General features: G+C 70.6%; 22 protein-coding genes. 15 read left to right on the top strand and 7 right to left on the bottom strand.

The genetic code is table 11. The annotated features are described in order from the left end of the window. Positions 1–77 precede the first annotated feature (77 nt). A complete protein-coding gene (locus AC07Q9_RS03110; RefSeq protein ID WP_495307317.1) occupies positions 78–647 on the top strand; it encodes a hypothetical protein in 570 nt (189 codons plus the stop codon). Next, positions 644–997, top strand: coding sequence for a hypothetical protein (locus AC07Q9_RS03105; RefSeq protein WP_489061903.1), 354 nt, complete (start codon positions 644–646; stop codon positions 995–997). Before AC07Q9_RS03110 ends, AC07Q9_RS03105 begins: the two co-directional genes overlap by 4 nt. A gap of 2 nt (positions 998–999) precedes the next feature. Here AC07Q9_RS03105 and AC07Q9_RS03100 read toward each other — a convergent pair whose 3' ends face one another. The 4 genes from AC07Q9_RS03100 to AC07Q9_RS03085 are packed head-to-tail and all read right to left on the bottom strand — an operon-like array spanning position 1000 to position 5385. Continuing rightward, a complete protein-coding gene (locus AC07Q9_RS03100; protein WP_495307314.1) occupies positions 1000–2637 on the bottom strand; it encodes a rhodanese-related sulfurtransferase in 1638 nt (545 codons plus the stop codon). Further along, positions 2634–3233: a cysteine dioxygenase family protein gene (locus AC07Q9_RS03095; protein ID WP_495307313.1), complete on the bottom strand. Its 600-nt coding sequence runs from the start codon at positions 3231–3233 to the stop codon at positions 2634–2636. The genes AC07Q9_RS03100 and AC07Q9_RS03095 overlap by 4 nt, the downstream gene beginning before the upstream one ends. Beyond that, on the bottom strand, positions 3230–4156 hold the full coding sequence (locus AC07Q9_RS03090; protein ID WP_495307312.1) for an ABC transporter substrate-binding protein: 927 nt from the start codon (positions 4154–4156) through the stop codon (positions 3230–3232). The genes AC07Q9_RS03095 and AC07Q9_RS03090 overlap by 4 nt, the downstream gene beginning before the upstream one ends. Next, entirely contained in the window at positions 4153–5385 is a 1233-nt protein-coding gene (locus tag AC07Q9_RS03085; RefSeq protein WP_495307311.1) for an acyl-CoA dehydrogenase family protein, read from the bottom strand. The genes AC07Q9_RS03090 and AC07Q9_RS03085 overlap by 4 nt, the downstream gene beginning before the upstream one ends. 147 nt (positions 5386–5532) lie before the next feature. Here AC07Q9_RS03085 and AC07Q9_RS03080 point away from each other — a divergent pair, with 147 nt between their 5' ends. From AC07Q9_RS03080 to AC07Q9_RS03045, 8 genes are all read left to right on the top strand, one after another. After that, positions 5533–6531 (top strand): ABC transporter substrate-binding protein, encoded by a 999-nt coding sequence (locus AC07Q9_RS03080; protein ID WP_062482537.1) that lies wholly within the window; start codon positions 5533–5535, stop codon positions 6529–6531. 33 nt (positions 6532–6564) lie between these two features. Then, a complete protein-coding gene (locus AC07Q9_RS03075) occupies positions 6565–7674 on the top strand; it encodes an LLM class flavin-dependent oxidoreductase (protein WP_495307309.1) in 1110 nt (369 codons plus the stop codon). A gap of 3 nt (positions 7675–7677) precedes the next feature. Continuing rightward, positions 7678–8502: a class II aldolase/adducin family protein gene (locus AC07Q9_RS03070; RefSeq protein ID WP_139701955.1), complete on the top strand. Its 825-nt coding sequence runs from the start codon at positions 7678–7680 to the stop codon at positions 8500–8502. 32 nt (positions 8503–8534) lie between these two features. Next, the gene (locus AC07Q9_RS03065) at positions 8535–9536 is read left to right on the top strand and encodes an ABC transporter substrate-binding protein (protein WP_495307307.1); all 1002 of its coding nucleotides are present in this window, start codon (positions 8535–8537) and stop codon (positions 9534–9536) included. A gap of 61 nt (positions 9537–9597) precedes the next feature. Continuing rightward, on the top strand, positions 9598–10662 hold the full coding sequence (locus tag AC07Q9_RS03060) for an ABC transporter permease (RefSeq protein ID WP_495307305.1): 1065 nt from the start codon (positions 9598–9600) through the stop codon (positions 10660–10662). Beyond that, entirely contained in the window at positions 10656–11444 is a 789-nt protein-coding gene (locus AC07Q9_RS03055; RefSeq protein ID WP_159274519.1) for an ABC transporter ATP-binding protein, read from the top strand. The genes AC07Q9_RS03060 and AC07Q9_RS03055 overlap by 7 nt, the downstream gene beginning before the upstream one ends. Before the next feature lie 108 nt (positions 11445–11552). Beyond that, the gene (locus tag AC07Q9_RS03050; protein ID WP_495307303.1) at positions 11553–12695 is read left to right on the top strand and encodes a c-type cytochrome; all 1143 of its coding nucleotides are present in this window, start codon (positions 11553–11555) and stop codon (positions 12693–12695) included. Positions 12696–12729: 34 nt separating this feature from the next. Beyond that, on the top strand, positions 12730–13692 hold the full coding sequence (locus tag AC07Q9_RS03045; RefSeq protein ID WP_495307301.1) for an ABC transporter substrate-binding protein: 963 nt from the start codon (positions 12730–12732) through the stop codon (positions 13690–13692). Here the strand turns inward: AC07Q9_RS03045 and AC07Q9_RS03040 are convergent. Further along, positions 13689–14726, bottom strand: coding sequence for an AraC family transcriptional regulator (locus tag AC07Q9_RS03040; protein ID WP_495307300.1), 1038 nt, complete (start codon positions 14724–14726; stop codon positions 13689–13691). The two genes, AC07Q9_RS03045 and AC07Q9_RS03040, sit on opposite strands and share 4 nt — an antisense overlap. 236 nt (positions 14727–14962) lie before the next feature. Here AC07Q9_RS03040 and AC07Q9_RS03035 point away from each other — a divergent pair, with 236 nt between their 5' ends. Beyond that, the gene (locus AC07Q9_RS03035; RefSeq protein ID WP_495307298.1) at positions 14963–15478 is read left to right on the top strand and encodes a response regulator transcription factor; all 516 of its coding nucleotides are present in this window, start codon (positions 14963–14965) and stop codon (positions 15476–15478) included. Between the two features lie 2 nt (positions 15479–15480). On the opposite strand, the gene AC07Q9_RS03030 is transcribed toward AC07Q9_RS03035, so the two are convergent. Then, positions 15481–16425, bottom strand: a complete 945-nt coding sequence (locus AC07Q9_RS03030) for a LysR family transcriptional regulator (RefSeq protein ID WP_495307297.1) — start codon at positions 16423–16425, stop codon at positions 15481–15483. 133 nt (positions 16426–16558) lie between these two features. Between AC07Q9_RS03030 and AC07Q9_RS03025 the strand changes: the two genes are divergently transcribed. Further along, a complete protein-coding gene (locus AC07Q9_RS03025) occupies positions 16559–18112 on the top strand; it encodes a M20/M25/M40 family metallo-hydrolase (protein ID WP_495307296.1) in 1554 nt (517 codons plus the stop codon). A 24-nt stretch (positions 18113–18136) separates the two neighbouring features. Here AC07Q9_RS03025 and AC07Q9_RS03020 read toward each other — a convergent pair whose 3' ends face one another. After that, positions 18137–18988 carry a symmetrical bis(5'-nucleosyl)-tetraphosphatase gene (locus AC07Q9_RS03020; RefSeq protein ID WP_489061874.1) on the bottom strand — a complete coding sequence of 284 codons (852 nt, stop codon included), beginning with the start codon at positions 18986–18988 and terminating at the stop codon, positions 18137–18139. Positions 18989–19011: 23 nt separating this feature from the next. Here AC07Q9_RS03020 and AC07Q9_RS03015 point away from each other — a divergent pair, with 23 nt between their 5' ends. From AC07Q9_RS03015 to AC07Q9_RS03005, 3 genes are read left to right on the top strand one after another with little or no spacing between them, the layout of a single operon-like run. Beyond that, entirely contained in the window at positions 19012–20322 is a 1311-nt protein-coding gene (locus AC07Q9_RS03015; RefSeq protein ID WP_489061873.1) for a hemolysin family protein, read from the top strand. A gap of 16 nt (positions 20323–20338) precedes the next feature. Next, positions 20339–21280 carry a BUD32 family EKC/KEOPS complex subunit gene (locus AC07Q9_RS03010; protein ID WP_495307295.1) on the top strand — a complete coding sequence of 314 codons (942 nt, stop codon included), beginning with the start codon at positions 20339–20341 and terminating at the stop codon, positions 21278–21280. A gap of 41 nt (positions 21281–21321) precedes the next feature. Continuing rightward, entirely contained in the window at positions 21322–22293 is a 972-nt protein-coding gene (locus tag AC07Q9_RS03005) for a VWA domain-containing protein (protein ID WP_495307293.1), read from the top strand. Positions 22294–22296 lie beyond the last annotated feature (3 nt).

Below are 22296 nucleotides of genomic sequence, written 5' to 3'. Positions count from 1 at the left end.
CTTCCTTGCCAGTGCCAGCGCACGCCCGTTTCGCCGCCATCGCACCGGCCGATTGCACGCAGGAGGAGGGGCATCCCATGACAGGCATCAGTTCGGCGCACCACGCGATTCCCGACATCGTTTCGAGTGCGCAATTGCTACCCAGGGCCGTGGCTGTCGACAGCGGCGAGATCAAGATCACCTTCATCAACTACTCGAAGTACGAGTTCAGACGCGACGTCACCGGCTACACCAAGGACTTCGCACTGGGGAGCATCACGTCCTCGCCGGGGACGATTCTCAAGGCGCACTCGGGCATGGAGTCGCTCGACATCTGCCAGATTGCGTTCTCGTGGATCGCGGAGGGCGCAAACAACGCCTACGTGACCTGGTACAGCCCGGAGATTCCGGTGCGATTCGGCGCCCGAATCGTCGCGCCGGTGCAGGTCTTCGGCATGGGGCCACGCCCGCACTGGGAAGTGTGCTGGGACAACAACCCCGGGGCCGATCCGCACTGGGCCAAGTCCGGGTCCGAGCCGTCGGACCCGCGGGTGTTCTTCGCCGACGGCCATATCGCAGGCCTGACCGCGACCGGCCGCGCGCGATCGTGGCACACCGCACTCGACCTGACCGTCACCATCAGCAACTACACGCCAGGCAAGCCATGAACGATCTGCTGATGGTCTACACCAGCGAGGGGCGATGGGTGGCCAGGGTGGCGAACGCCGGCATCGAGTATGCGTTCCGCTACCTTGCAGAAGAGCCTGACTTCAGCGGACTCTGCGTGCGGTCGCTGGCGCTCGCCATGCGGGTGAGCCGTGAACAGGTGATCCAGAGCATCGCAGGCAACGGCATTTTCGACCTCCCCGATGGCATCCCGGCCGAAAGGGTGGTCGGCGAGCTGTTTGACGCGACCCAGGTCTTGCGCGTCGGGGGGGTCCCCGTCTTCACCACCGAAGCTGCTCTGGCCCAGGATCTGGACGGTGCCGGGGAGGCCCTGCTGGTGGCGCTTGGCTGAACTCAGACCACGCGGAAGTGATGCGTGCCGTCGCGCCCCAGCTGCTCCACCAACCCGTACTCCCAGTCCAGGTAGCCCTGCATGGCCTCGGCGGGCGCGTCGGTGCCTTCGTAAGGCCGGCGGTAGCGGTCGGTGCGGGCGGTGGCCAGGCGGGTCTCGCCGGTCTCGGCCTGCAGCCCGGCGGCGAACCAGGCAGTGTTGCCGCCCGTGAGCACCTGCACTTCCACGTCGCGCTGGCCGCGTGCGTCGAGCAGGGCGCGCAGGTCCGCGGCGGCGTAGCGTGCGAGCAGGCTGCTGCCGCAGGTGAGCACGTAGCGCGGCGCGGACGGGATGGCTTTAGTGTCGATCGCCTGCGCCAGCTGCGCGCGGATCGCGTACCAGGCGCCGGGAATGTGGCGCTTCACGTAGTTGGCGCTCGTGGTCACGTCGATCACGGCGGTGGCGGGCTGCTGCTTCAGCAACTCGGCCAAGGCTTGGGGCGCGATCTCGGCGACCGTGGCCGCGACGGGCGGGTAGGCCGACGTCGGCGTGCCGGTTTCGCTGAGCGCGGCGGCTGGCGGCACCGCATCGGGCACGTACACCTCCCAGCCCATCTGCGCGAGCCATGAGGCGCTCATCGATGCGCGCACGCCGTCGTCGTCGGCCAGCACGATGCGAGCACCGCGCACCGGCACTTGGTGATCGGTTTCCTGCACGAGCTGCCCGCCGGGCGCGCTCGCGAAGCCGGGCAGGTGGCCGGCGGTGTATTCCTCGGGCGTGCGCACGTCGAAGCGGTACACGGTGCGGCCCGGGGCTTCGAGCGTGTGGAGCGCGTCGAGGGTGATGCGGCGCACGCCCGCGGCGTCGGCCACGCGGTGCGCGTCGGCCTGCGCCTGTGCGCGGTTCGCCTCAGACACTGCAGCCGGTGCCTGCCGGCCCGCGCCGTGGTCGAGCACCTGGCCTGCGAGCTTCCAGCCGATGGTGCCGTTGCGCAGCGCGGAGACTGGGTTCGGGATGCCCGCGTTCACGAGCGACTGCGTGCCGATGATGCTGCGCGTGCGGCCCGCGCAGTTCACGATCACGCGCGTGGCCGGGTCGGGTGCGAGCTCGCGCACGCGCAGCACCAGCTCCGCGCCGGGCACGCTGGTGGCCGAGGGGATGCTCATGGTCTGGTATTCGTCGAAGCGGCGCGCGTCGAGCACGACCACGTCGGCGCGGCTGTCGATGAGCGCCTTCACCTCGGGCGCCGACAGCGACGGCGTGTGGCGCTCGTGCTCGACCAGCTCGCCGAAGGACTTGCTCGGCACGTTCACGTCGCGGAACAGCTCGCCGCCCGCCGCGCGCCAGCCTTCGAGGCCGCCGTCGAGCAGGTGCACGTTGGTGTAGCCCAGCGCGGCGAAGGTGCGTGCCGCCAGCGGCGCGAGGTCGACACCGTCATGGGCGCCGTACAGCACGATGAAGGTGTCGCGCCGCGGAATGCGCCGCCACGCTTCGATCTCGATGCGCGACAGCGGCAGGTTGGCAGCCCACAGCGGGTGTTCTTGTGCAAACGGGTCTTCCTCGCGCAGGTCGAGCAGCGCGGTCTCCTCGCGCGCGATCAGCCGTTCGCGCAGCGCAGCGAAGGGCAGCAGGGGAAAGGAGGCGGTCGTTGTCGTCGTCATGCGGCAGTGTTTCGGAGTTCGGCGGAGCGGTCCCACAGGTTGGGCCGCAGCGTGTTGGAGTAGCCGGAGACGAAGGGCTTGCGCCCGCCTTCGACCGGATAGGTGTGGCGGCGTACGGCGCCGATGTTGGCGCCGTACACGTGGATGCTGATCGACACGCGGTCGGCGTGCGCGTTGTGCACGCGGTGCAGGTCGCCCACGGTGGGCGACACGGCCTCGACATGGCCCGCGTCGAGCCGCACCGGCTCGCCCTGGGGCCGCGCGGTGCCGTCGGCATCGAGCGCGTAGGGCTGGCTGTACTCGGCGCCGCGCAGCATGCCGATGAGGCCCCACACCGTGTGGTCGTGGATCGGCGTGGCCTGGCCCGGTCCCCAGACGAAGCTCACGACCGAGAAGCGCTCGGTGCTGTCGGCGTGCAGCAAGAACTGCTGGTAGTAGGTCGGGTCGGCCACGGCGAAGGCGTCGGGCAGCCAGTCGTCGCGCGCCACCAGCGTGCGCAGCAGCGCACCGCCTTCGGACAGGATGCGCGGCTCGTCGGGCCGGCTGTCGAGCAGCCGGCCGAAGGCGCCGACGAAATCGCGCAGCGGAGCAATCATGCGGGGCGTTTCCAGAGTTGGGTGTCGGTGATCGCGCGCACATCCACGCGTGTGGGAAGGATACCGTCACGCGCCGAGCGGTCGGCCACAGTTTGTAGCGCGACGATGTCGGCCTCGCTCACGGGCCGCCCCGCCACCGAGGCGCGCGCCGTGATGAGGCGCGCCGACGCGATCGGCAGCCGCGTGAGCTGGCTGTAGGCCTGCGCATAGGCCTCGGGGTTGGCCAGCGCCCAGTCGCCCGCGCGGGCGAGCCGCTCGAGGAACTGCACGATGGCCGCGCGCCGGGCCGGGTCGGCCAGCGAATGCTCGCTCGCGGTGATGAAGCCCAGCGCCGTGTTGATGCCGCGCCCGTCGCGCAGGATGCGCCCGCCCTGCTGCAGCGCGATGGCGTAGTAGGGGTCGAAGATGGCCCAGGCGTCGATCTGCTTCGACGCGAACGCGGCGGCCGCATCGGTGGGCAGCACGAACTTCACCGTGACCTCGTCGCGCCGCACGCCGGCCTCTTCGAGCGCGCCGTAGAGCTGGTATTGCGAGATGCTGCCGCGCGCCGACGAGACGACCACCGTCTGGCCGCGCAGGTCGGCCACGCGGCGCAGCGGCGAGTCGGGCTGCACCACGATGCCCAGCGACTCGGCCTTGCCCACGCGCGTGGCGACGATCTTCAGCGGCGTCTTGCCGACGGCCGCGCTGCGCTGCGCCTCGAACAGCGGCGCGGCGCCCTGGAAGTTGGCCCAGCGGTAGGCAAAGGGCGCGTCGTCGAGGGCCTTGGAGGCCTCGAACAGCGAGCGCAGGCCGCCGGCCTGGTCGCCGAGCACCAGCGTGGCCTGGGGTTGCGCCACCGCGCGCAGCGGGCCGGCCACGGCCAGCGACAGCGCAGCGCCTTGCGCGAGCCAGGTGCGGCGAGAAATTGGCAGCGCGCTCATGCCGCACCTCCCGATGCCTGCAGCGCACGCTGGCCCGCTGCGACCAGGATCGCGTCGTTCTGCGGCGTGTGGATGCGACTGCACAGCACGTCGCGGTAGTGGCGCTCGAGCGGGTTCTGGCGCGTGAGGCCGTGGTTGCCGCTCAGCTGCAGCGCCAGCTCGACCACGCGAATGGCGTGCGTGGTCACGGTGTGCTTGAGCAGGCCGCTGTCGGCGGCGGGCGGCGTGTGGCCGCTGTCGACCGCGGCGGCCGCGTCGTCGAGCAGCACGCGGTTGGTGCGCAGCAACGCCTCGATTTCGCCCACCTGCTCCTGCACGCGCGGCAGGCTGGCCAGCGGTGCGCCCAGGCTGCCGGGCGCGCGCCGGTTCAAAAAGTCGACCAGCCAGTCGCGCGCGGCGCGCGCCACGGCGTCGTAGAGGCTGCCCAACAGCACGACCATCCAGGCCTGCTGCGCCGCATGGGCGTCGATGTCGGTCTGGCTGCCGGCGCCGGGCGCCCAGTCGGCGGGCGCGCGCAGGTCGACGGCGTGGTCGGCGGCGATGGCGACGTCCTCGAACACCACCTCGTGGCTGCCCGAGGCGCGCAGGCCCAGGTGGTCCCAGCTCGCGATCACGCGGATGCCGGGCGCGTCGCGCGGCACCAGGAACACGCCGGTGCGCGGGGCGGGCTCGTCGGTGCGCGCCCAGACCGCGAGCCACGACAGGCCCTCGATGCCGGTCGTGTAGAGCTTGTGGCCGTCGATGCGCCAGCCTTCGGGCGTGCGCCGCGCCACGGTGCCGGGCAGGCCGCCGCGCGCCGGCGAGCCCAGCGCGGGCTCCACGCGCAGTGCGTTGATGAGCGCGCCGTGCGCCACCGCGTCGCGTGCCACGCGCTCGCGCAGGTGCGCGGGCCAGCGGCTCTCGCGGCGTGCGAGCGCCTGGTGCTGCAGGTAGGTCATGGTGAGGATCAGCGCCGTGGCGGGCTCGCCACGCGCCACCGCGGCGATCACGCGGCGCGCCGTGGCCAGCGCGGCGCCACCGCCACCGTACGCGGCGGGCGCGACGAGGCCGATCAGGCCGTGCGCCTGCAGCGCCTCGAAGTTCTGGCGCGGAAAGGCGCCGCTGCGGTCGTGGTCGGCCGCCGTGGACGCGAACTGGTCCGACAGGCGGGCCAGCACGGCGGGATCGACGGAGGGCGGGGTGTCTGTGTCGGGAACGGCCGGCGCGCGGCGCAAGGGGAGTGCACTCATGGTGCCCGCACGGTAAAGGCCCGCTGCCAGCGCGCGAAGGATGCATCGCGCATATCCAAATTCGTTTTTCTGCGTTCGTTTTCGAGGCCCGTCTCGGTACGGTCTCGCTTCTCCTCGAGCGTGAGTGAAGAAGAAAGAACACAAGCCATGACACCCGATTTCCCGCTGGACCGACGCCGCCTGCTGCAGGCTGCCGCCGCATGGGGCGTGGCGGCTTCAGGTGTGGCGCAGGCCGCCGCGCCCTCGCGCGACCTGTCGGGCGTGACGCTGCGCGTGGGCACCTACAAGGGCCTGTGGCGCCCGCTGCTCACGGCCTCGGGCCAGGCCGACACGCCCTACAAGATCGACTGGCGCGAGCTCAACAACGGTGTGCTGCACATCGAGGCCATCAACGGCGACGCGCTCGACCTGGGCTCGGGCAGCGAGATCCCGCCGGTGTTCGCGGCGCGGCAGAAGTCGAGCGTGCGGCTCGTCGCCGTGACGCACGAAGACCTCAACAACCAGGCCACGCTGGCGCGCAAGGACTCGGCCATCCGCAGCATCGCCGACCTCAAGGGCAAGCGCGTGGGCTACGTGCGCGCCACCACCTCGCACTACTACCTGGCCAAGCAGCTGGCCGAGGCGGGCCTGTCGTTCGCCGACATCCAGCCCGTGAGCCTCACGCCGGCCGACGGCCTCTCGGCCTTTGCGCGCGGCGACCTCGATGCCTGGGCCATCTACGGCTACAACGGCCAGCTCGCGCGCACCCAGTACGGCGCGCGCACGCTCAAGACCGGCGTGGGGTACCTGTCGGGCAACTTCCCCATCTACGCCAACCCGCGCGCGCTCGACGACACGCTGCGGCGCGCGGCGCTGGGCGACCTGCTGCAGCGCCTGCAGCGCGCGTTCGCCTGGATCAACGGCAACTTCCTGGCCTATGCCCGCGCGCAGTCGGCCGAGACGCGCGTGCCCGTGGGCGACCTGGTCGAGTTGTTCAACGGCCGCAGCGGCGACTACAGCCTGGGCCCCGTCACCGACGCCGTGGTGCGCAGCCACCAGGACGTGGCCGACACCTTCCAGAAGATCGGCGTGCTCGACGGCCCCGCCGATGTGAAGCCGCTGTGGGACCGCCGCTTCGAGAACCTGCTGCGGCTTCCGGCCGCCTGACCCCTTCATTCCATCCGCATCCACGAGGACACCATGAGCCAGAACGACGTTGAATTCATCGGCATGATCCAGGGCCAGAAGGTCTCGGAGATCCACGCCGCCAAGGGCCCGGCCATCGACCGCGACTACGTGCGCGCCTTCGCGCAGGCGCACGAGAACGCCGGCTTCGACCGCGTGCTGGTGCCGCACCATTCCACCAGCCCCGACGCCACGCTCACCGTGGCCTACGCGGCCTCGGTGACCGAGCGCATCCACTTCATGCTCGCGCACCGCCCCGGCTTCGTAGCGCCCACTCTCGCGGCGCGCCAGTTCGCCTCGCTCGACCAGTTCAGCGGCGGCCGGCTCGGCGTGCACTACATCTCGGGCGGCTCCGACGAAGAGCAGAAGCGCGACGGCGACTGGCTCGACCACGACCAGCGCTACGCCCGCACCGACGAGTACCTTGAAGTGCTGCACAAGGTGTGGACGGCCGAGAAGCCCTTCGACCACGAAGGCGCGCACTACCGCTTCCAGAACGCGTTCTCCGAAGTGAAGCCGATGCAGACGCGCCACGGCAAGCCGCACGTGCCCGTGTACTTCGGCGGCGCGTCGGAGGCGGCGATTCCGGTCGCGGGCAAGTACGCCGATGTGTACGCGCTGTGGGGCGAATCGCTCGACCAGGCGCGCGAACTCACGACGCGCGTGCGCGCCGAAGCCGCGAAGCACGGGCGCAGCGTGCGCTTCTCGGTGTCGTTCCGGCCGATCCTGGCGGACACCGAAGAGGCCGCCTGGGCGCGCGCCGAGAACATCCTGGCGGAGACGAAACGCCTGCGCGTGGTGCAGGGCTACAACCGCGGCGGGCCGCAGCAGAGCGAAGGCGCCAAGCGCCTGCTGGCCGCAGCCGAGAAGGGCTCGCGCCTGGACAAGCGTTTGTGGACCGCGGTCGCGCAAGAGATCGGCGGGCGCTCCAACAGCACCGCGCTGGTCGGCACGCCCGAGCAGGTGGCCGATGCGCTGCTCGATTACTACGACCTGGGCGTGACGACCTTCCTGATCCGCGGCTTCGATCCGCTCGAAGACGCGACGGACTATGGGCGTGAGTTGATTCCGCGCACGCGCGAGCTCGTGGCACAGCGCCTGCAGTCGCAGCGCAAGGCGGCCTGAGCCATGAGCGCCGTTCTGTCGATCGACCGCAGCGCGGCCCAGCCGCTGAAGCTGCACGCGAACCCGCAGCAGAAGCACTGGTTCGACCCCATCCCGCCGCGCCCCACCGTGCAGGCCGAGCGCCGCCACCGGCAGGAGCGCCTGGCGGGCGCCTTCCGCCTGTTCGCGCGCTTCGGCTTCGCGCAGGGCCTGGCCGGCCACATCACGGCGCGCGACCCAGAGCTGACCGACCACTTCTGGGTCAACCCGCTGGGCGTGCACTTCTCGCGCATCAAGGTGTCCGACCTGCTGCTGGTCAATTCGAAGGGTGAAACGGTCGTCGGCGACCGGCCGCTCAACAAGGCCGCCTTCGCCATCCACGCCGCGATCCACGAGCACAACCCGAACATCGTGGCGGCCGCCCACACGCACTCGACCTACGGCAAGGCCTGGTCCACGCTGGGCCGCAAGCTCGACACGCTCACGCAGGACGCCTGCGTGTTCCACGACGACGTGGCGCTGTTCGACGACTTCACCGGCATGGTGGTCGACACCAGCGAGGGCGATCGCATCGCCCGCGCGCTGGGCGACAAAAAGGGCGCCATCCTCAAGAACCACGGCATCCTGACGGCCGGCCCCACCGTGGAGGCCGCCGCGTGGTGGTACATCGCGCTGGACAACGCCTGCCACACGCAACTGCTGGCCGAGGCGGCAGGCACGCCGCAGCCGATCGACGAGGCCACCGCACGCCACACGCACGGCCAGATCGGCGGGCCCGAAGGCGCCATCCATTCCTTCGACAGCCTGTACGAAGGCCTGGTCGAGGCCGAACCCGAACTCCTGCTTTGACGATGACGACGAACCCCCGGAGCCTTTCCCCGATGAACGCATCCCTTTCCCGCCGCAGCGTGCTGCGCACCGGCGCCGCCGCCGCCGTGGTCGCCTCGGGCGGCCTCATTGCCTCGCAGGCCTTTTCGCAGCAGGCGCGCAAACTCACCTTCGCCTGGAACGCCGCCGCGTTCTGCCTCTCGCCCGTGGTGGTGGCGCAGGAGCGCGGCTACTTCGAGCGCAACGGCCTGCAGGTGGACCTCATCAACTACACGGGCTCGACCGACCAGCTGCTCGAATCGCTCGCCACCGCCAAGGCCGACGCGGCCGTGGGCATGATCCACCGCTGGCTCAAGCCGCTCGAATCGGGCTTCGACGTGAAGATCGTCGGCAGCTCGCACGGCGGCTGCGTGCGCCTCGTGGGCGCCAAGGACGCGGGTGCCACCAGCCTGGCCAGCCTCAAGGGCAAGATCATCGGCGTGTCGGACATCGCGAGCCCGGGCAAGAACTTCTTCTCGATCCTGCTGGCCAAGAACGGCATCGACGCCGACCGCGACGTGACCTGGCGCCAGTACCCGGCCGACCTGCTCGACGTCGCGGTGAAGAAGGGCGAGATCCACGCCATTGCCGATGGCGACCCGAACGTGTACCTCATCGAGAAGCGCAACCAGGGCACCTTCGTCGAGCTCGCGAGCAACCTCTCGGGCGAGTACAAGGACAAGGTCTGCTGCATCGTCGGCGCGCGCGGCGAGCTGGTGCGCAAGGACAAGGCCACCGTCGCCTCGCTGGTGCGCGCCATTGCGCAGGCCTCCGACTACGTGGCCGAGAACCCGAACGAGTCGGCCAAGCTCTTCGCCAAGTACTCGCCCAAGGTGCCGGTCGAAGACCTGCGTGCGCTGCTGGGCACGCTCACGCACAACCACCACCCGCTGGGCCGCAAGCTGCGCGACGAGGTGGAGTTCTACGCGCGCGACTTCCGCGGCGTCGGCGTGCTCAAGAAGACCACCGACCCGGTGCGCTTCGCGGAGCACGTGTCCTTCGATCCGCTGGCATGAGCGCCGTGCCGGGCCGCCCCAAACAAGCTCGCACCGCAGTGCGAAGCACGGAGGTTATCTAATGAGCGCCGTCATCGACCGGGTGCTGGAAGCACCGCCGGCGCCGGGCAGTTGGCGTCGCCCTGGCATCGAGAAGGCCGCGCCGGCCGCCGTGTTCGCGCGCCCCGCCGAAGGCTTCTGGCGCACCGGCGCGCTCGCGAGCGCGGGCTGGATCGCGCTGGGCCTGCTCACCGTCTACTGGCCCAACAAGGCCGTGGGCTTCAGCGACTGGGCCTACACCGACGAATTCGGCATCGCCGCCATCGCCATCGGCGCGGTGCTGCTGCTCGTGGCGCTGCTCGGCACGCGCGCCGGCCGCGTCGCGCGCACGTTGCGGCCGGCTGGGCCGTGGCTGGTGGCGCTGCCGGTGCTGTTCGCGATCTGGGAGATCGCGACGGCCAAGCTCGCGCTGCTGCCCACGCCGTTCTTCGCGCCGCCGCAGAGCCTCATCGAAACCTACATCGACGACTGGCGCCGCCTCGGCGAAAGCCTGGCGCATTCGGCGCGGCTGCTCGCCCACGGCTTCGTGCTGGGCGCGCTGGCGGGCTTTCTCACGGGCGTGACCATCGGCTGGTCGCGCATCGCGGGCTACTGGGTGCATCCGGTGCTGCGCTTCGTGGGGCCGGTGCCGGCCTCGGCGCTGCTGCCGCTGGCGTTCTTCTTCTTTCCGTCGAGCTATGCGGCGGCCGTGTTCCTCATCGCGCTGGCCACGGGCTTTCCGGTGGCGGTGCTCACGTGGTCGGGCGTGGCGGGCGTCAACCGCAACTACTACGACGTGGCGCGCACCATGGGCGCGAGCGAGCGCTTTTTGGTGCTTCGCGTGGCGATTCCCGCCGCGCTGCCGCAGGTGTTCGTGGGCCTGTTCATGGGGCTGGGCGCGGCCTTCTCGGTGCTGGTGACGGCCGAGATGATGGGCGTGAAGGCCGGGTTGGGCTTCTACCTGTCGTGGGCGCAGGGCTGGGCGTCGTACTCGAACATGTACGCCGCGTTGATCGTCATGGCGCTGCTGTGCTCGGGGCTGATCACGCTGCTGTTCAAGGTGCGCGACCGCGTGCTGTCGTGGCAGAAGGGGACCGTGAAATGGTAGCCACCGTTGAAGCCAACGTGCGCCAGGCTGGCGCGCAGATCGACATCCAGGGCGTGAGCCACTGGTTCGATGTGCCGGCGGGTCCGCTGCAGGTGCTCGACGACATCGACCTGACGGTGAAGCCCGGCGAGTTCGTCGCGCTGCTCGGGCCGAGCGGCTGCGGCAAGTCGACGTTGCTGCGCCTCGTGGCCGGGCTGGAGCCCGCCACCGCCGGTCGCATCACGCAAGACGGCGCACCCATCACGCGGCCCGACCCGTCGCGCATCGTCGTCTTCCAGGACCCGACGCTCTACCCCTGGCGCAGCGTGTGGGACAACGTGGCGCTCGGCCTGCAGGCGCGCGGCGTGCTCAAGGCGCAGCGCGGGCGCGTCGACGAAGCGCTGAAGCTCGTCGGCCTCACCGACTTCGCCAAGGCCTTTCCGCACCAGCTCTCGGGCGGCATGGCGCAGCGCGTGGCGCTGGCGCGTGCGCTGGTCAACGACCCGCAGCTGCTGGTGCTCGACGAGCCGCTGGGCAAGCTCGACTCGCTCACGCGCATCGCGATGCAGAGCGAGCTGGTCAACCTGTGGCAGCGCGCGGGCTTCTCGGCGCTGCTGGTGACGCACGACGTGGAAGAGGCGCTCTTCCTCGCCAACCGGGTGATCGTGCTGAGCGATCGGCCGGCGCGCATCGCGGCGGAACTCGTGGTCGACCTGCCGTACCCGCGCCATCGCGGCCATGCGCGTTTGGCAGAACTCCGTCACGAAGCGCTGCGCCACCTGGGGCTCGACGCCACCTGGTAGATGTAGCTCGCCCCCAGGCTGCGCGCACTTCGTGTCGCTTCGCCAACCCCCTACCGGGGGCGGGCCGGCCGCTTCGGGCGGCCGTGCGCGGCGGCCCCTTGAACAGATATGAACGCTCTGCCGGAAGCCGACTGGCTCAATTTCCTGATCGACCTGCTTCAGGGCGCTCAACTGCAGCTGCTGCGTGTGCTCGATGCGCTCGGCCTCGTGCAAAAGGTGCACGGCCAGCCGGCGTGGCCGTGGGCGCACCGGTTGTCGGGCGAGAACCTGCTGATCGACCTGGGGCAGGCGCGCAGCCTCGCGTGGACGCTGGTGTGCGTCGGCATTGCTTTGCTGCTGCTGTTGATCGCGTTGCTCTGGCGGCGCCCGCGCTGGTACCTGCTCGCGCTGGTGCCGATGCTGCTGATCGCCGCGCCCTGGCCCCATGCGAACGTCGTGCTCGTGCCTGCGACGCCGGCGAGCTTCCATACGTCGCCGACGGGCTTCACGGCCACGTCCATCGCGCAAGGCCGCGTGCTCTACGCGCAGCACTGCGTGAGCTGCCACGGTGCGGACGGCAAGGGCGAAGGGCCGCTGGCCGCCTCGCTGGCCGTGTGGCCGCCGAACCTCACGGGGCCGCTGCTGTGGCGCCGCGCCGATGGCGACCTGCTCTGGCGTGTGCTTCACGGCACCGCCGCCATGCCCGGCTTCGCCGGCCCGCTTGACGCGGCCGATGCCTGGGCGCTCATCGACTACATGAAGGCGCAGGGCGCGGGCCAGAGCCTGCGCGCGCAGGGCCACTGGCCGCAGCCCGTCGGCCTGCCCGACATGGCGGTGCGCTGCGGCGCGCAGGCGCACCGGTCGCTCGCGCAGTGGCGTGGGCAGCGCGTGCGCGTCGTGGCGGGCGCGGTCGCGCCCGGCGAAGACCCGCGCCTGGTGACGGTGCAGCTGCTGCCGTCCGGGGCGAAGGCGGCGGGCGTCACCGCCGATTGCGTGGCCGATTCACCGGCCGCGTGGGAGGCGCTGGCGCTCATCGCGGGCACCGAGCAACTCGCGGGCATGCAGCTCATCGCGGACCGCGACGGCTGGCTGCGCGTGCGCGGCCTGCCGGGGCAGGCCGGCTGGTCCGACGACGACCTGCTGTGCCGCAGCGACAGCCCATCGGCCGCCTTGGCGAAAGGCGCCGTGCTGCCGCCCGATGGCCTGGGCGCGCTCATCGCCCGCATGGACGCCGAGCCGGTGCGCTTCGTCAAGGGCGGCTTCATCCACTGATTTCCTTTTCACTGCTTCTACGGAGAACGAACCCATGACCTCACACCTCGACCGATCGCGCCGCCAGCTGCTTGCCGGCGGCCTTGCCGCTGCCACGACCGCCACCTTGCCCGCCTTCGTGCGTGCGCAAGGCCGCCCGGTGCTCAAGGCCGGCGACCAGAAGGGCGGGCTGCGCGCGCTGCTCGAAGCGGCGGGCGGGCTTGAAGGTCTGGGCTACGACATCCAGTGGTCGGAGTTCCCGGCCGCCGCGCCGCTGGCCGAGGCGCTCAACGCGGGCGCGGTCGATTCGGGTCCGATCGGCGATGCGCCGCTGATCTTCGCGCTCGCGGCCGGCACGCGCGTCAAGGCCATCGGCGCCAACCGCTCGGACGCCTACGGCACGGCGGTGCTGGTGCGGCCCGATTCGCCGCTGAAGACTGCTGCCGAACTCAAGGGCAAGAGCATCGCCACCAACCGCGGCTCCATCGGCCACTACGTCACGCTCAAGGCGATCACGGCGGCGGGCCTGAAGCCCGAGGACGTGAACCTGCGCTTCCTGGCGCCGGCCGACGCCAAGCTCGCACTCACGCAGGGCTCGGTCGATGCCTGGGCCACCTGGGAGCCCTACACCGCGCTGGCCGAAATCAGCCGCCATGCGCGCGTGCTGGTCAGCGGACGCGGCCTGCTGCCGGGGCTGAGCTACCTCGCCGCGACCGACGCCGCCATTGCCGCCAAGCGGCCGGTGCTGCAGGACTTTCTGCAGCGCGTGGTGAGGGCGCAGCGCTGGTCGTACCGCAACGTCGATGCGTTCTCGGCCACGCTCGCACGCATCATCGGCATTCCGCCCGAGGCGGCGAAGCTGCAGTTCGAGCGCCGCCAGCAGCAGTGGGTCGCCATCGACGCGCAGGTCATCGCCGACCAGCAGGGCACGGCCGATTTCTACCGGCAGGTGGGGCTCATCAAGCAGCCGCTCGACGTGAAGGGCACGTTCGACACCGGCTTCGGTGCCACGGCCTAGGGCTGTCGCTCGAGGGCCTGCACGCGGAAGTCCTGCGGTGCGATGCCGTAGGCGCGGCGGAAGGCGCGGCTGAAATCCGAGGCGCTGCGAAAGCCCGCGCTGTAGGCGATGTCGGTCACCATCACATGCGGGTAGCGCGCCAGGTCGCTTGCCGCCTGGCGCAGCCGCAGGCTGCGGATGTAGCTGCCCAGCCCGCCCTCGTGCTGGAACATGCGGTACAGCGTGGGGCGCGGCAGCTGCAGCGCGGCCAGCACGCTCTCGGGCGTGAGGTCGGCGCGGTGCAGGTGGGTCTGCACGTGGCGGCGCACCTGGTCGAACATGGCGGCGCGTGTCGCCGCGCGCGCGTTGCCGTCGAAGCCGGCCTGCTTGCCGAAGGCCGACACCACGAGCTGCGCGCCCGTGCGCACCGCGCTCTGGGCGGCCGCCGGCGTCATGCCGCCGATGTCGCGCGCCAGCGAGATCGCGTGCCCCGCCGCCAGCCGTGCCAGCGGCGTGGTGCAGGTGAGCATGCGACCGTGGATGGCCTCGGGGTCGGGGAAGCTTTCCTGCACCAGCGTGCCGGGCACGAAGAAGGTGTGGACCCGGCAGTCGTGGCGCCGCATGCGCACCGGCTGGTTCATGTCCAGCGCGAGGATGGTGGGCGTGCCGGCGGGGGCGGGCGGTGGTTCGCCCTTGCGGCGTGCACCGGGTGTGGCACGCACCCGCAGGTCGTCCACGCCGCCTTCCTCGAACACATGGAACACGAAGTCGCGCACGCTGTCGGTCGACACGCGGGCCAGCGAGCGCTCCAGCACCAGCGTGTCGGAGCGGCACTCGGTGAAGACCAGGCCGCCCACGTCGTAGCGGTCGATCGCGGCGTTGAAGGGGCGCTCGAGCGCGTCGCGCGAGGGCAGGGCGTCCATCACATGGCCGACGCGTGCGCGCCAGGCCAGGAACTGCCGGTCGGGCGGCTCCGCGCGCACGTCGAAATGGCTATGCGCCACGCCCGGGGGAGAGAGGGGGCGTTCGGGGGCCGCGGCGGCGCTGGATGTCATGGGCGAGGTCGGAACAGCGCCAAGGCGTGTGGCGGGCTGTCCCGCCAAATAGTACTAACTAAGCGTTAAAAAATCACAGATTTCGCGGAATTCTCCCAAGAACTGAGACGGATGGTCAAGGCTGTTTACAAAGCGCCCTCAGGCTCGCAGCAGGCGTCCCGCATGGCAATTTCATTGCACAGGGACACCGGGTTTACTTTTTCCCCCCAGCGTTGATCGACCGAGCGAGCATTGACATGTCCAAAGGAAGCGCCGAGCTGCGTGCCATTTCGGAACTGGACGACGCACCGCCCTTGAGCCCCGCCGTGGCCGCGAACGCCGCGGCGCGGCTCTTTGCCCAGGCCAACCAGCTGGAGCTGGCCAACCTGATGACGGCGGTCGAGCGCGGCGACGTGTGGGCCGCTGCGCGCACGGCGCGGCAGATCCTGTGCGACATCGAGGAGGCGGCCCTGGCGGCGCACGGGCTCGACCGGGCGCAGGAAGACGCCGGCGACGAGGGCCTGCTCTCGCCGCGTGAACTCAAGGTGCTCGAACTCGTGGCCCAGGGCTGGAGCAACCGGCGCGTGGCCGAGGCGCTGCACCGCTCCGACAGCACGGTCGCCAGCCAGATCAAGAGCATCTACCGCAAGCTGTCGGTCCATTCGCGCACGCAGGCCGTGCACGAGGCCATGCGGCGCGGGCTGCTGCACCCCTCGGGCGCGACGCAGCGGCGGGTGATCAGGTTCCCCGGGGCCGGACCCGCGCGCGGCTGAGTTCAGGCGGCCTTGCGCGTGCGTGGCCTGGGCGTGCCGCCGGGCGCCGGCAGCTGTTCGCGCAGGTAGGCCAGGAAGGTGCGCACCACCTCCGGCAGCGTGCGATCGGCCAGCGTCTGCAACTCGACCGAACGCCCGCGCATGCCGGGCTCGCGGATCTCGGCCGCCACCAGTTCGCCGCGCTGCACGCGGTCGCGCACCGTGATCTCGCCCGTGATGCCCAGGCCGCCGCCCTGCAGCACGAAATTGGCGATGGCCTCGAAACGGTTGCTCACCAGCACGGGTTCGAACACGAGGCCGCGGTTGCTGCAGGCCACGTCGAACAGCTGGCGCACCGTGTTCTCGGGGCTGCTGAGTGCGATGGGGAAGGGATGCATCTGCGCCAGCGTCACGCTGCGCGAGGTGGCCAGCACATGGTCGGGCCGCATCACCACGAACACCGACGCCGGCTGGCGGTGCTCGACCCGGATGCCGCGCACCGCCGCGCGGCTGTAGGTCAGGCCGATGTCCGCCTCGCCGAGCAGCACGGCATCGCTCACCTGCGTCGGCCCGGTGGCATCGAGCCGGAAGCGCACGCCCGGGTACTGTTCGCGGAACGCCGCGATGGTGCGCGGCAGGAACTCGTTGGCGAAGCCCGAGGAGCAGGCGATGCGCACCCGTCCGCTCAGCGGCCCCTGCAGCGCCTGGATGTCCGACAGCACGCGCTCGGCCTCCAGCGCGCCGCGCAGGGCGTGCGCCGCCAGCAGTTCGCCCGCGGCGCTGGGCACCATGCCGCGCGGGCGGCGCTCGAACAGCGGCGCGCCCACCAGCGTTTCGAGCGCGGCCACCTGGCGGCTGACGGCCGAGATGCTGACGTTCAGCCGCGCGGCGGCCTCGGTGAGCGAGCCCGTGCGGGCCACTTCGAGGAAGTAGCGCAGCGAGGTTTCCTGCAGGCGGCGGCTGGGCATGGGGTGAGGTGAGGTGAGGTTTGCAAGGAATGCAAAGGTAGCTCAAGAAAATAGCAATTGTTGAAAAGGTGCCCGCTTTTTATGCTGCGCAGACACCCCGTTCCTCGTTCTGCTCCCTTCTGCGCTGCCATCCATGCCCACTCGTTCCCCCCGCTTTCCCCGCCGCCTGATGGCACTGGTGCCCACGGCCTTCCTGCTCATGGGCCACGGCCTCGCGCAGTCCGCCGAACTCTCGCCGGCCCAGGCCGAGCGCCATGCGCAGGGCACCTACCGCGAGTACTTCGAGCTGCTGGCCCTGCCCAACGACGCCACCGTGCCGGAAGACATCCGCAAGAACGTCGACTGGCTCGAGCAGGCCTTCCGCAAACGTGGCTTCACGACGAAGCAGTTGCCCAACAACGGCAAGCCGATGCTGTTCGCCGAGTTCCCGGGCAGCGACCCGGCGCGCAAGACGGTGCTGTTCTACATGCACCTCGACGGCCAGCCGGTGATCCCCGCGCAGTGGGCGCAAAAGAGCCCGTGGACGCCTGTGCTCAAGCGCAAGACGGACAAGGGCGAGTGGGAAGAGATCGATTCGGCCCCGCTCTTCAGCGGCCCGCTCGACCCCGAGTGGCGTGTGTTCGGCCGGGCCTCGGCCGACGACAAGGGCCCGATCATGATGTTGCTGGCGGCCATCGACGCGCTGAAGGCCGGCGGCGGCCAGCCGGCGGTCAACGTGAAGGTGATCCTCGACAGCGAGGAAGAAAAAGGCTCGCCGTCCATCAGCCAGGTCATGCAGGCGCACCGCGAGCTGCTGCGCAGTGACGCCATCGTGATCCACGACGGCCCCATGCACGCGACCAACCGGCCCACGCTGGTGTTCGGCAACCGCGGCGCGGCCGATGCGCGGCTCACCGTGTACGGCGCCAAGGTGCCGCTGCACAGCGGGCACTACGGCAACTACGCGCCCAACCCGGCCCAGCGCCTGGCCAGCCTGCTGGCCACGATGAAGGACGACACGGGGCGGGTCACCGTGCCCGGCTACTACGACCGCGTGAAGATCGGCGAGGCCGAGCGCAAGATCATGGCCGCCGTGCCCGACGACGAGGCCGCGCTCAAGCGCCGCCTGGGCATCGCGCGCACCGACCGGGTCGGCGCCAACTACCAGGAGGCGATGCAGTACCCCTCGCTGAACGTGCGCGGCATGGCCGCGGCGGCCGTGGGCGACAAGGTGGCGAACATCGTCCCCGACAAGGCCGAGGCCGAGATGGACCTGCGCACCACGCCCGACTCCGACGCGCCCTACCTGGGCAAGCTGATCGAGGCGCACATCGTCAAGCAGGGCTACCACCTCGTGAAGGGCGCGCCGACCGACGAGGAGCGCGCCCGCTACGACAAGATCGCCAGCTTCAGCTACCGCAGCGAGGGCGCCGACGCGGCAGGCTCGCCGATCAACTCACCCATCGGCCAGTGGGCCTACAAGGCGCTGACCGACACCTTCGGCACCACGCCCGAGCCGGTGCGCATCCGCATGATGGGCGGCACCGTGCCGACGGCGGAAATCGTGCGCGTGCTGCAGGTGCCGTTCGCGATCATTCCGCTGGTGAACGCCGACAACAACCAGCACGCGGCGAACGAGAACCTGCGCATGGGCAACTACGTGACCGGTGTGCAGACGGTCTACGCGCTGATGACGCACGGGTTCTGAGCCCCCGAACGGGGCGGGTGCTCGTCAGGCCCCCTTGCCGGGCTTCTGCGCCTGCTCGCAATTCACCTGGACCAGCTCGCGCTGGTCCAGCGTCGCGCCGAAGCGCACCGCGCTGAGGCAGCCGCCCCACACGCAACCCGTGTCGGTCGACAGCAGGTCGGGCCGCGAGAGCCAGCCCAGCGTCGACCAGTGGCCGAAGGCGACGGTGGCCGCGGCCGTCTTGCGGCCCGGCACGTCGAACCACGGCAGGAAGCCCTCGGGGCCGGGAATGGCGCCGTCCTTGCTTTCGAACTCCATCACGCCCTCGGGCGTGCAGTAGCGCAGGCGCGTGAGCGCGTTCACGATCACGCGCAGCCGTGCGTGGCCCGTGAGCGCGTCGTCCCAGTGGTCGGGCGTGTTGCCGTACATCTCGTGCAGGAAGTCGCCCAGCGCGGGGCCGCGCAGCACCGACTCGACCTCCGACGCCAGCGCCAGCGTGTCGCCCACGGTCCACTGCGGCAGCACGCCGGCGTGGACCATCAGCAGGTCGCCGCCGCCGATCTGCAGGTGCAGCGCCATGTGCTGCTGGCGCAGCCAGTCGAGCATCGCCTCGCTGTCGGGCGCGGCCAGCAGGCCGGCCACCGTGTCCTTGCGGCCGCCCTTGCGCACGCCGTGCGCCACGCCCAGCAAGTGCAGGTCGTGGTTGCCCAACAGGCTGCGCGCCGAGGCGCCGTAGCCCTGCAGGCGGCGCAGCACCGCGGCCGAATCGGGGCCCCGGTTGACCAGGTCGCCGAGCACCACGAGGGTGTCGCGGCTGGGGGAGAAATCGATCTTGTCGAGCAGCCGGCCCAGGGGGGCATCGCAGCCCTGGACGTCGCCGATACAGTAAAGTGACATTCCCTCATTCTCTCCCCCTGTTCATGGATGTCTTCCTGCTGGCCTTGCTGACCACCCTCAATGCGGTGTTCGCAATGTCCGAAATGGCCCTTTCCACCAGCCGCCGCGCACGCCTCGCGGCCTTGGCCGAAACGGGGGACACCGGGGCGGAGGCCGCGCTGAAGCTGATGGAATCGCCCACGCAATTCCTCTCGACCGTGCAGATCGGCATCACGTCCATCGGCATGCTCAGCGGCATCGTGGGCGAAGCTGCTTTTGCGGCGCCGCTCGCGGTGTGGATGGAAAGCGTCGGCATGGGCGCCGGCACCGCCAGCGTCGTGTCGACCGCGGTGGTGGTGACCTGCATCACCTTCTTCACCATCATCTTCGGCGAGCTGGTGCCCAAGCGCATCGGCCAGCTGTACCCCGAGCCGGTGGCACGTTTCGTGTCGCGCCCCATGCGCAGCCTGGCCAAGGGCGCCAAGCCTTTCGTGTGGCTGCTGGCCGGTGCCACCGCCACCACGCTGAAGCTGCTGCGCATCGACGCCAACGCCGCGCGCTCGGTGACCGAAGAAGAAATTTCGGCCAGCCTCGAAGAAGGCGTGGACGCCGGCGTGATCGAGCAGCACGAGCACCAGATGGTGCGCAACGTGTTCCACCTGGACGACCGCCGCCTGTCGTCGCTCATGATCCCGCGCGCCGACATCGAATGGCTCGACGCCTCCAACACCGTGGCGCAGGCCCTGCAGAAGGTGGCCGACGCCGCGGCGCTCAACCTCGTGCACTCGTGGTACCCCGTGTGCCGCAACTCGCTGGACGACGTGGTCGGCGTGATCAGCGTGGCGCACCTGTTGCGCCTGGGCTCGGCCCACACCGGCGTGCTGGGCCAGGAGGCCACGCCGGCCGTGTTCGTGCCCGAGACGCTCACCGGCATGGAGCTGCTCGAGCAGTTCCGCACGCGCGCCGGCCGGCTGGTGTTCGTGGTCGACGAGTACGGCGTGGTGCAGGGCCTCATGACCCCGCGCGACCTGCTCGAGGCCATCACCGGCGAGCTGCAACCCGGCATGCAGGCCGATGCCTGGGCCCACCAGCGCACCGACGGCGTGTGGGAGCTCGACGGCCTCATGCCCGTGTCGGAGCTGCGCGCCCGCCTGGGCATCCGCGAGCTGCCCGATGAAGAGCGCGGGCGCTACAACACCGTGGCCGGCTTGCTGATGTCCGTGTCGGGCCACCTGCCGGCCGTGGGCGAGCACATCGACTGCGCCGGCTGGTGCTTCGAGATCGTGGCGCTCGAAGGGCGCCGCATCGACCGCGTGCTGGCCTCGCCGGACCCGGCCGCGCCGCAAGAAGACTGAAGAGGAGGGCGCGGCCATGCTGTCGCTGCTTGCACTGAGTTGCCCCCAATGCTCGGCCCCGCTGCCGCGCGCGGCGCGCTGGCGCACCGTCACCTGCGGCTACTGCGGCGCCACCATCACGCGCGGCACCGAAACCGTCGAGCGCGAGAGCTTTCGCGCCGCCTGGCGACGTGCCAACGCGGCGCAGCTGTCGGACACCGGTCGCCTCTTGCAATGGCGCGGGGCGCACTACCGCGTGCTTGCGCCGCTGGGTCAGGGCGAGCACAGCGAGGTGCTGCTGGCCGAACGGCTGGGCGCCGTGCCCGAGCGCGTGACGATCAAGCTTGCGCGTGACGCGGCCGGCGATGCCGTGCTGGCGCGCGAGGCCGCCGTGCTGCAGTCGCTGCAAGCCCTGTCGGTGGCCGGTGCGGCCTACTTCACGCGGCGGCTGCCGCAGCCGCTGGGCCTGGGCGTGGCGCTGGGCCTGGGCGACGGCGAGCGGCAGGCGCTCGTGCTGCGCCACCCGACCGGTTTCTGGGGCAGCCTGCAGGAAGTGCAGCAGGCCAATCCGCAAGGCATCGATGCGCGCCATGCCGTCTGGCTCTGGCGGCGCATGCTCGAGGTGCTGGCCTTCGTGCACGGCGCCGGCTGGACGCACCGCGCGCTCACGCCCGCGCATGCGCTCGTGCATCCGCGCGACCACGGCGTGCTGCTCATCGGCTGGTCGCAGGCGAAGCAAGATGTGTCGGGTGGCGCCATCGGGCGGGACCTGATGGCGTCGGCGCGCAGCGTGCGCGCGTTGCTGTCCGATGGTGCTGTGCCCGCACCGCTGGCCGCTTTGCTGCGCGAGTGCAGCGACGACGCCATCGCCTGCGAACGCCTGGGCGCGCAGGGCATCGAGCAGGCACTGTCGGCCGCTTCGCGCGAGGCCTTCGGGCCGCCGCGCTTCGTTCACTTCGACCCCGCGCCGGCCGGCTAGCAGTCAGCCTTTCACTTTTTCCCGCACGAAGGAGCATCTCCATGGGTTACGGAAATTATTCGCACGCCGCCCACGCGGCCATCGTGGCCGATCGCGCAGCCAAGTCCGGCAGCGAAGTCTTCACGCAGACCGCCACGCACGCGCTCATGAACCCGCAGGGGCTCAAGGTGCGCGAGTCGCGCGACAACGCCGACCATCCGAACTCGCTGGGCATCGTGTTCGCGCTCGACGTCACCGGCTCGATGGGCGACATCCCGCAGACCCTCGCGCGCCGCGAGCTGCCCACCTTCATGAAGCTGCTGACCGACTGCGGCGTGGCCGACCCCCAGCTGCTGTTCATGGCCATCGGCGACGCCACCTCCGACCAGGCACCGCTGCAGGTGGGGCAGTTCGAATCGACCGCCAACCTCATGGACCAGTGGCTCACCTGGAGCTACCTCGAAGGCGGCGGCGGGGGCAGCGGCGAAGAAAGCTACGAGCTGGCCTTCTACGTCATGGCGCAGCACACCGACATGGACTGCTGGGTCAAGCGCAAGAAGCGCGGCTACCTGTTCGTCACCGGCGACGAGCTGCCGTACCCGGCCGTGTCGCGCCACCAGGTCGAAGGGCTGATCGGCGAGAAGCTCGACGAGGACATTCCCATCGAAGAGGTCATCGCCGCCGCGGCCGAGACCACCCACCTGTTCTTTTTGATTCCCGACGCACAACGCCGTCGCCGCTGCGAGCCGCGCTGGCGTGAGCTGCTGGGCGACCACGTGATCTGCATGGACTCGCCCGACGACGCCTGCGCCGTGGCCGCCGGCATCGTCGCGCTCACCGAGAAGGCCGTGCCCAACCTCGACGCGCTGGCCCGCGTGATGGGCGCCACCGGCATGGCCAAGGAACGCGTGGGCGGCGTGCTGCACGCGCTGGACGGCTACGCCGCGCTGCTCGACCCGACCGCACCGCGCCGCGCCACGCCGGCCGCCGGCCATGGGGCACGCAGCTCGTGGTGGAAGCGGCTCTTCGGCTGACGG

Source organism: Variovorax sp. GW821-FHT09A10 (genome assembly GCF_059418385.1).
The sequence above is the reverse complement of the archived record's forward strand: the minus strand, read 5'-3'. Positions and strand labels throughout refer to the sequence as shown.

Bases quoted from the DNA above. Each gene is read 5' to 3' on its own strand.
- AC07Q9_RS03110 (WP_495307317.1), top strand. From the start codon at position 78: ATGACAGGCATCAGTTCGGCGCACCACGCGATTCCCGACATCGTTTCG.
- AC07Q9_RS03105 (WP_489061903.1), top strand. From the start codon at position 644: ATGAACGATCTGCTGATGGTCTACACCAGCGAGGGGCGATGGGTGGCC.
- AC07Q9_RS03100 (WP_495307314.1), bottom strand. From the start codon at position 2,637: ATGACGACGACAACGACCGCCTCCTTTCCCCTGCTGCCCTTCGCTGCG.
- AC07Q9_RS03095 (WP_495307313.1), bottom strand. From the start codon at position 3,233: ATGATTGCTCCGCTGCGCGATTTCGTCGGCGCCTTCGGCCGGCTGCTC.
- AC07Q9_RS03090 (WP_495307312.1), bottom strand. From the start codon at position 4,156: ATGAGCGCGCTGCCAATTTCTCGCCGCACCTGGCTCGCGCAAGGCGCT.
- AC07Q9_RS03085 (WP_495307311.1), bottom strand. From the start codon at position 5,385: ATGAGTGCACTCCCCTTGCGCCGCGCGCCGGCCGTTCCCGACACAGAC.
- AC07Q9_RS03080 (WP_062482537.1), top strand. From the start codon at position 5,533: ATGACACCCGATTTCCCGCTGGACCGACGCCGCCTGCTGCAGGCTGCC.
- AC07Q9_RS03075 (WP_495307309.1), top strand. From the start codon at position 6,565: ATGAGCCAGAACGACGTTGAATTCATCGGCATGATCCAGGGCCAGAAG.
- AC07Q9_RS03070 (WP_139701955.1), top strand. From the start codon at position 7,678: ATGAGCGCCGTTCTGTCGATCGACCGCAGCGCGGCCCAGCCGCTGAAG.
- AC07Q9_RS03065 (WP_495307307.1), top strand. From the start codon at position 8,535: ATGAACGCATCCCTTTCCCGCCGCAGCGTGCTGCGCACCGGCGCCGCC.
- AC07Q9_RS03060 (WP_495307305.1), top strand. From the start codon at position 9,598: ATGAGCGCCGTCATCGACCGGGTGCTGGAAGCACCGCCGGCGCCGGGC.
- AC07Q9_RS03055 (WP_159274519.1), top strand. From the start codon at position 10,656: ATGGTAGCCACCGTTGAAGCCAACGTGCGCCAGGCTGGCGCGCAGATC.
- AC07Q9_RS03050 (WP_495307303.1), top strand. From the start codon at position 11,553: ATGAACGCTCTGCCGGAAGCCGACTGGCTCAATTTCCTGATCGACCTG.
- AC07Q9_RS03045 (WP_495307301.1), top strand. From the start codon at position 12,730: ATGACCTCACACCTCGACCGATCGCGCCGCCAGCTGCTTGCCGGCGGC.
- AC07Q9_RS03040 (WP_495307300.1), bottom strand. From the start codon at position 14,726: ATGACATCCAGCGCCGCCGCGGCCCCCGAACGCCCCCTCTCTCCCCCG.
- AC07Q9_RS03035 (WP_495307298.1), top strand. From the start codon at position 14,963: ATGTCCAAAGGAAGCGCCGAGCTGCGTGCCATTTCGGAACTGGACGAC.
- AC07Q9_RS03030 (WP_495307297.1), bottom strand. From the start codon at position 16,425: ATGCCCAGCCGCCGCCTGCAGGAAACCTCGCTGCGCTACTTCCTCGAA.
- AC07Q9_RS03025 (WP_495307296.1), top strand. From the start codon at position 16,559: ATGCCCACTCGTTCCCCCCGCTTTCCCCGCCGCCTGATGGCACTGGTG.
- AC07Q9_RS03020 (WP_489061874.1), bottom strand. From the start codon at position 18,988: ATGTCACTTTACTGTATCGGCGACGTCCAGGGCTGCGATGCCCCCCTG.
- AC07Q9_RS03015 (WP_489061873.1), top strand. From the start codon at position 19,012: ATGGATGTCTTCCTGCTGGCCTTGCTGACCACCCTCAATGCGGTGTTC.
- AC07Q9_RS03010 (WP_495307295.1), top strand. From the start codon at position 20,339: ATGCTGTCGCTGCTTGCACTGAGTTGCCCCCAATGCTCGGCCCCGCTG.
- AC07Q9_RS03005 (WP_495307293.1), top strand. From the start codon at position 21,322: ATGGGTTACGGAAATTATTCGCACGCCGCCCACGCGGCCATCGTGGCC.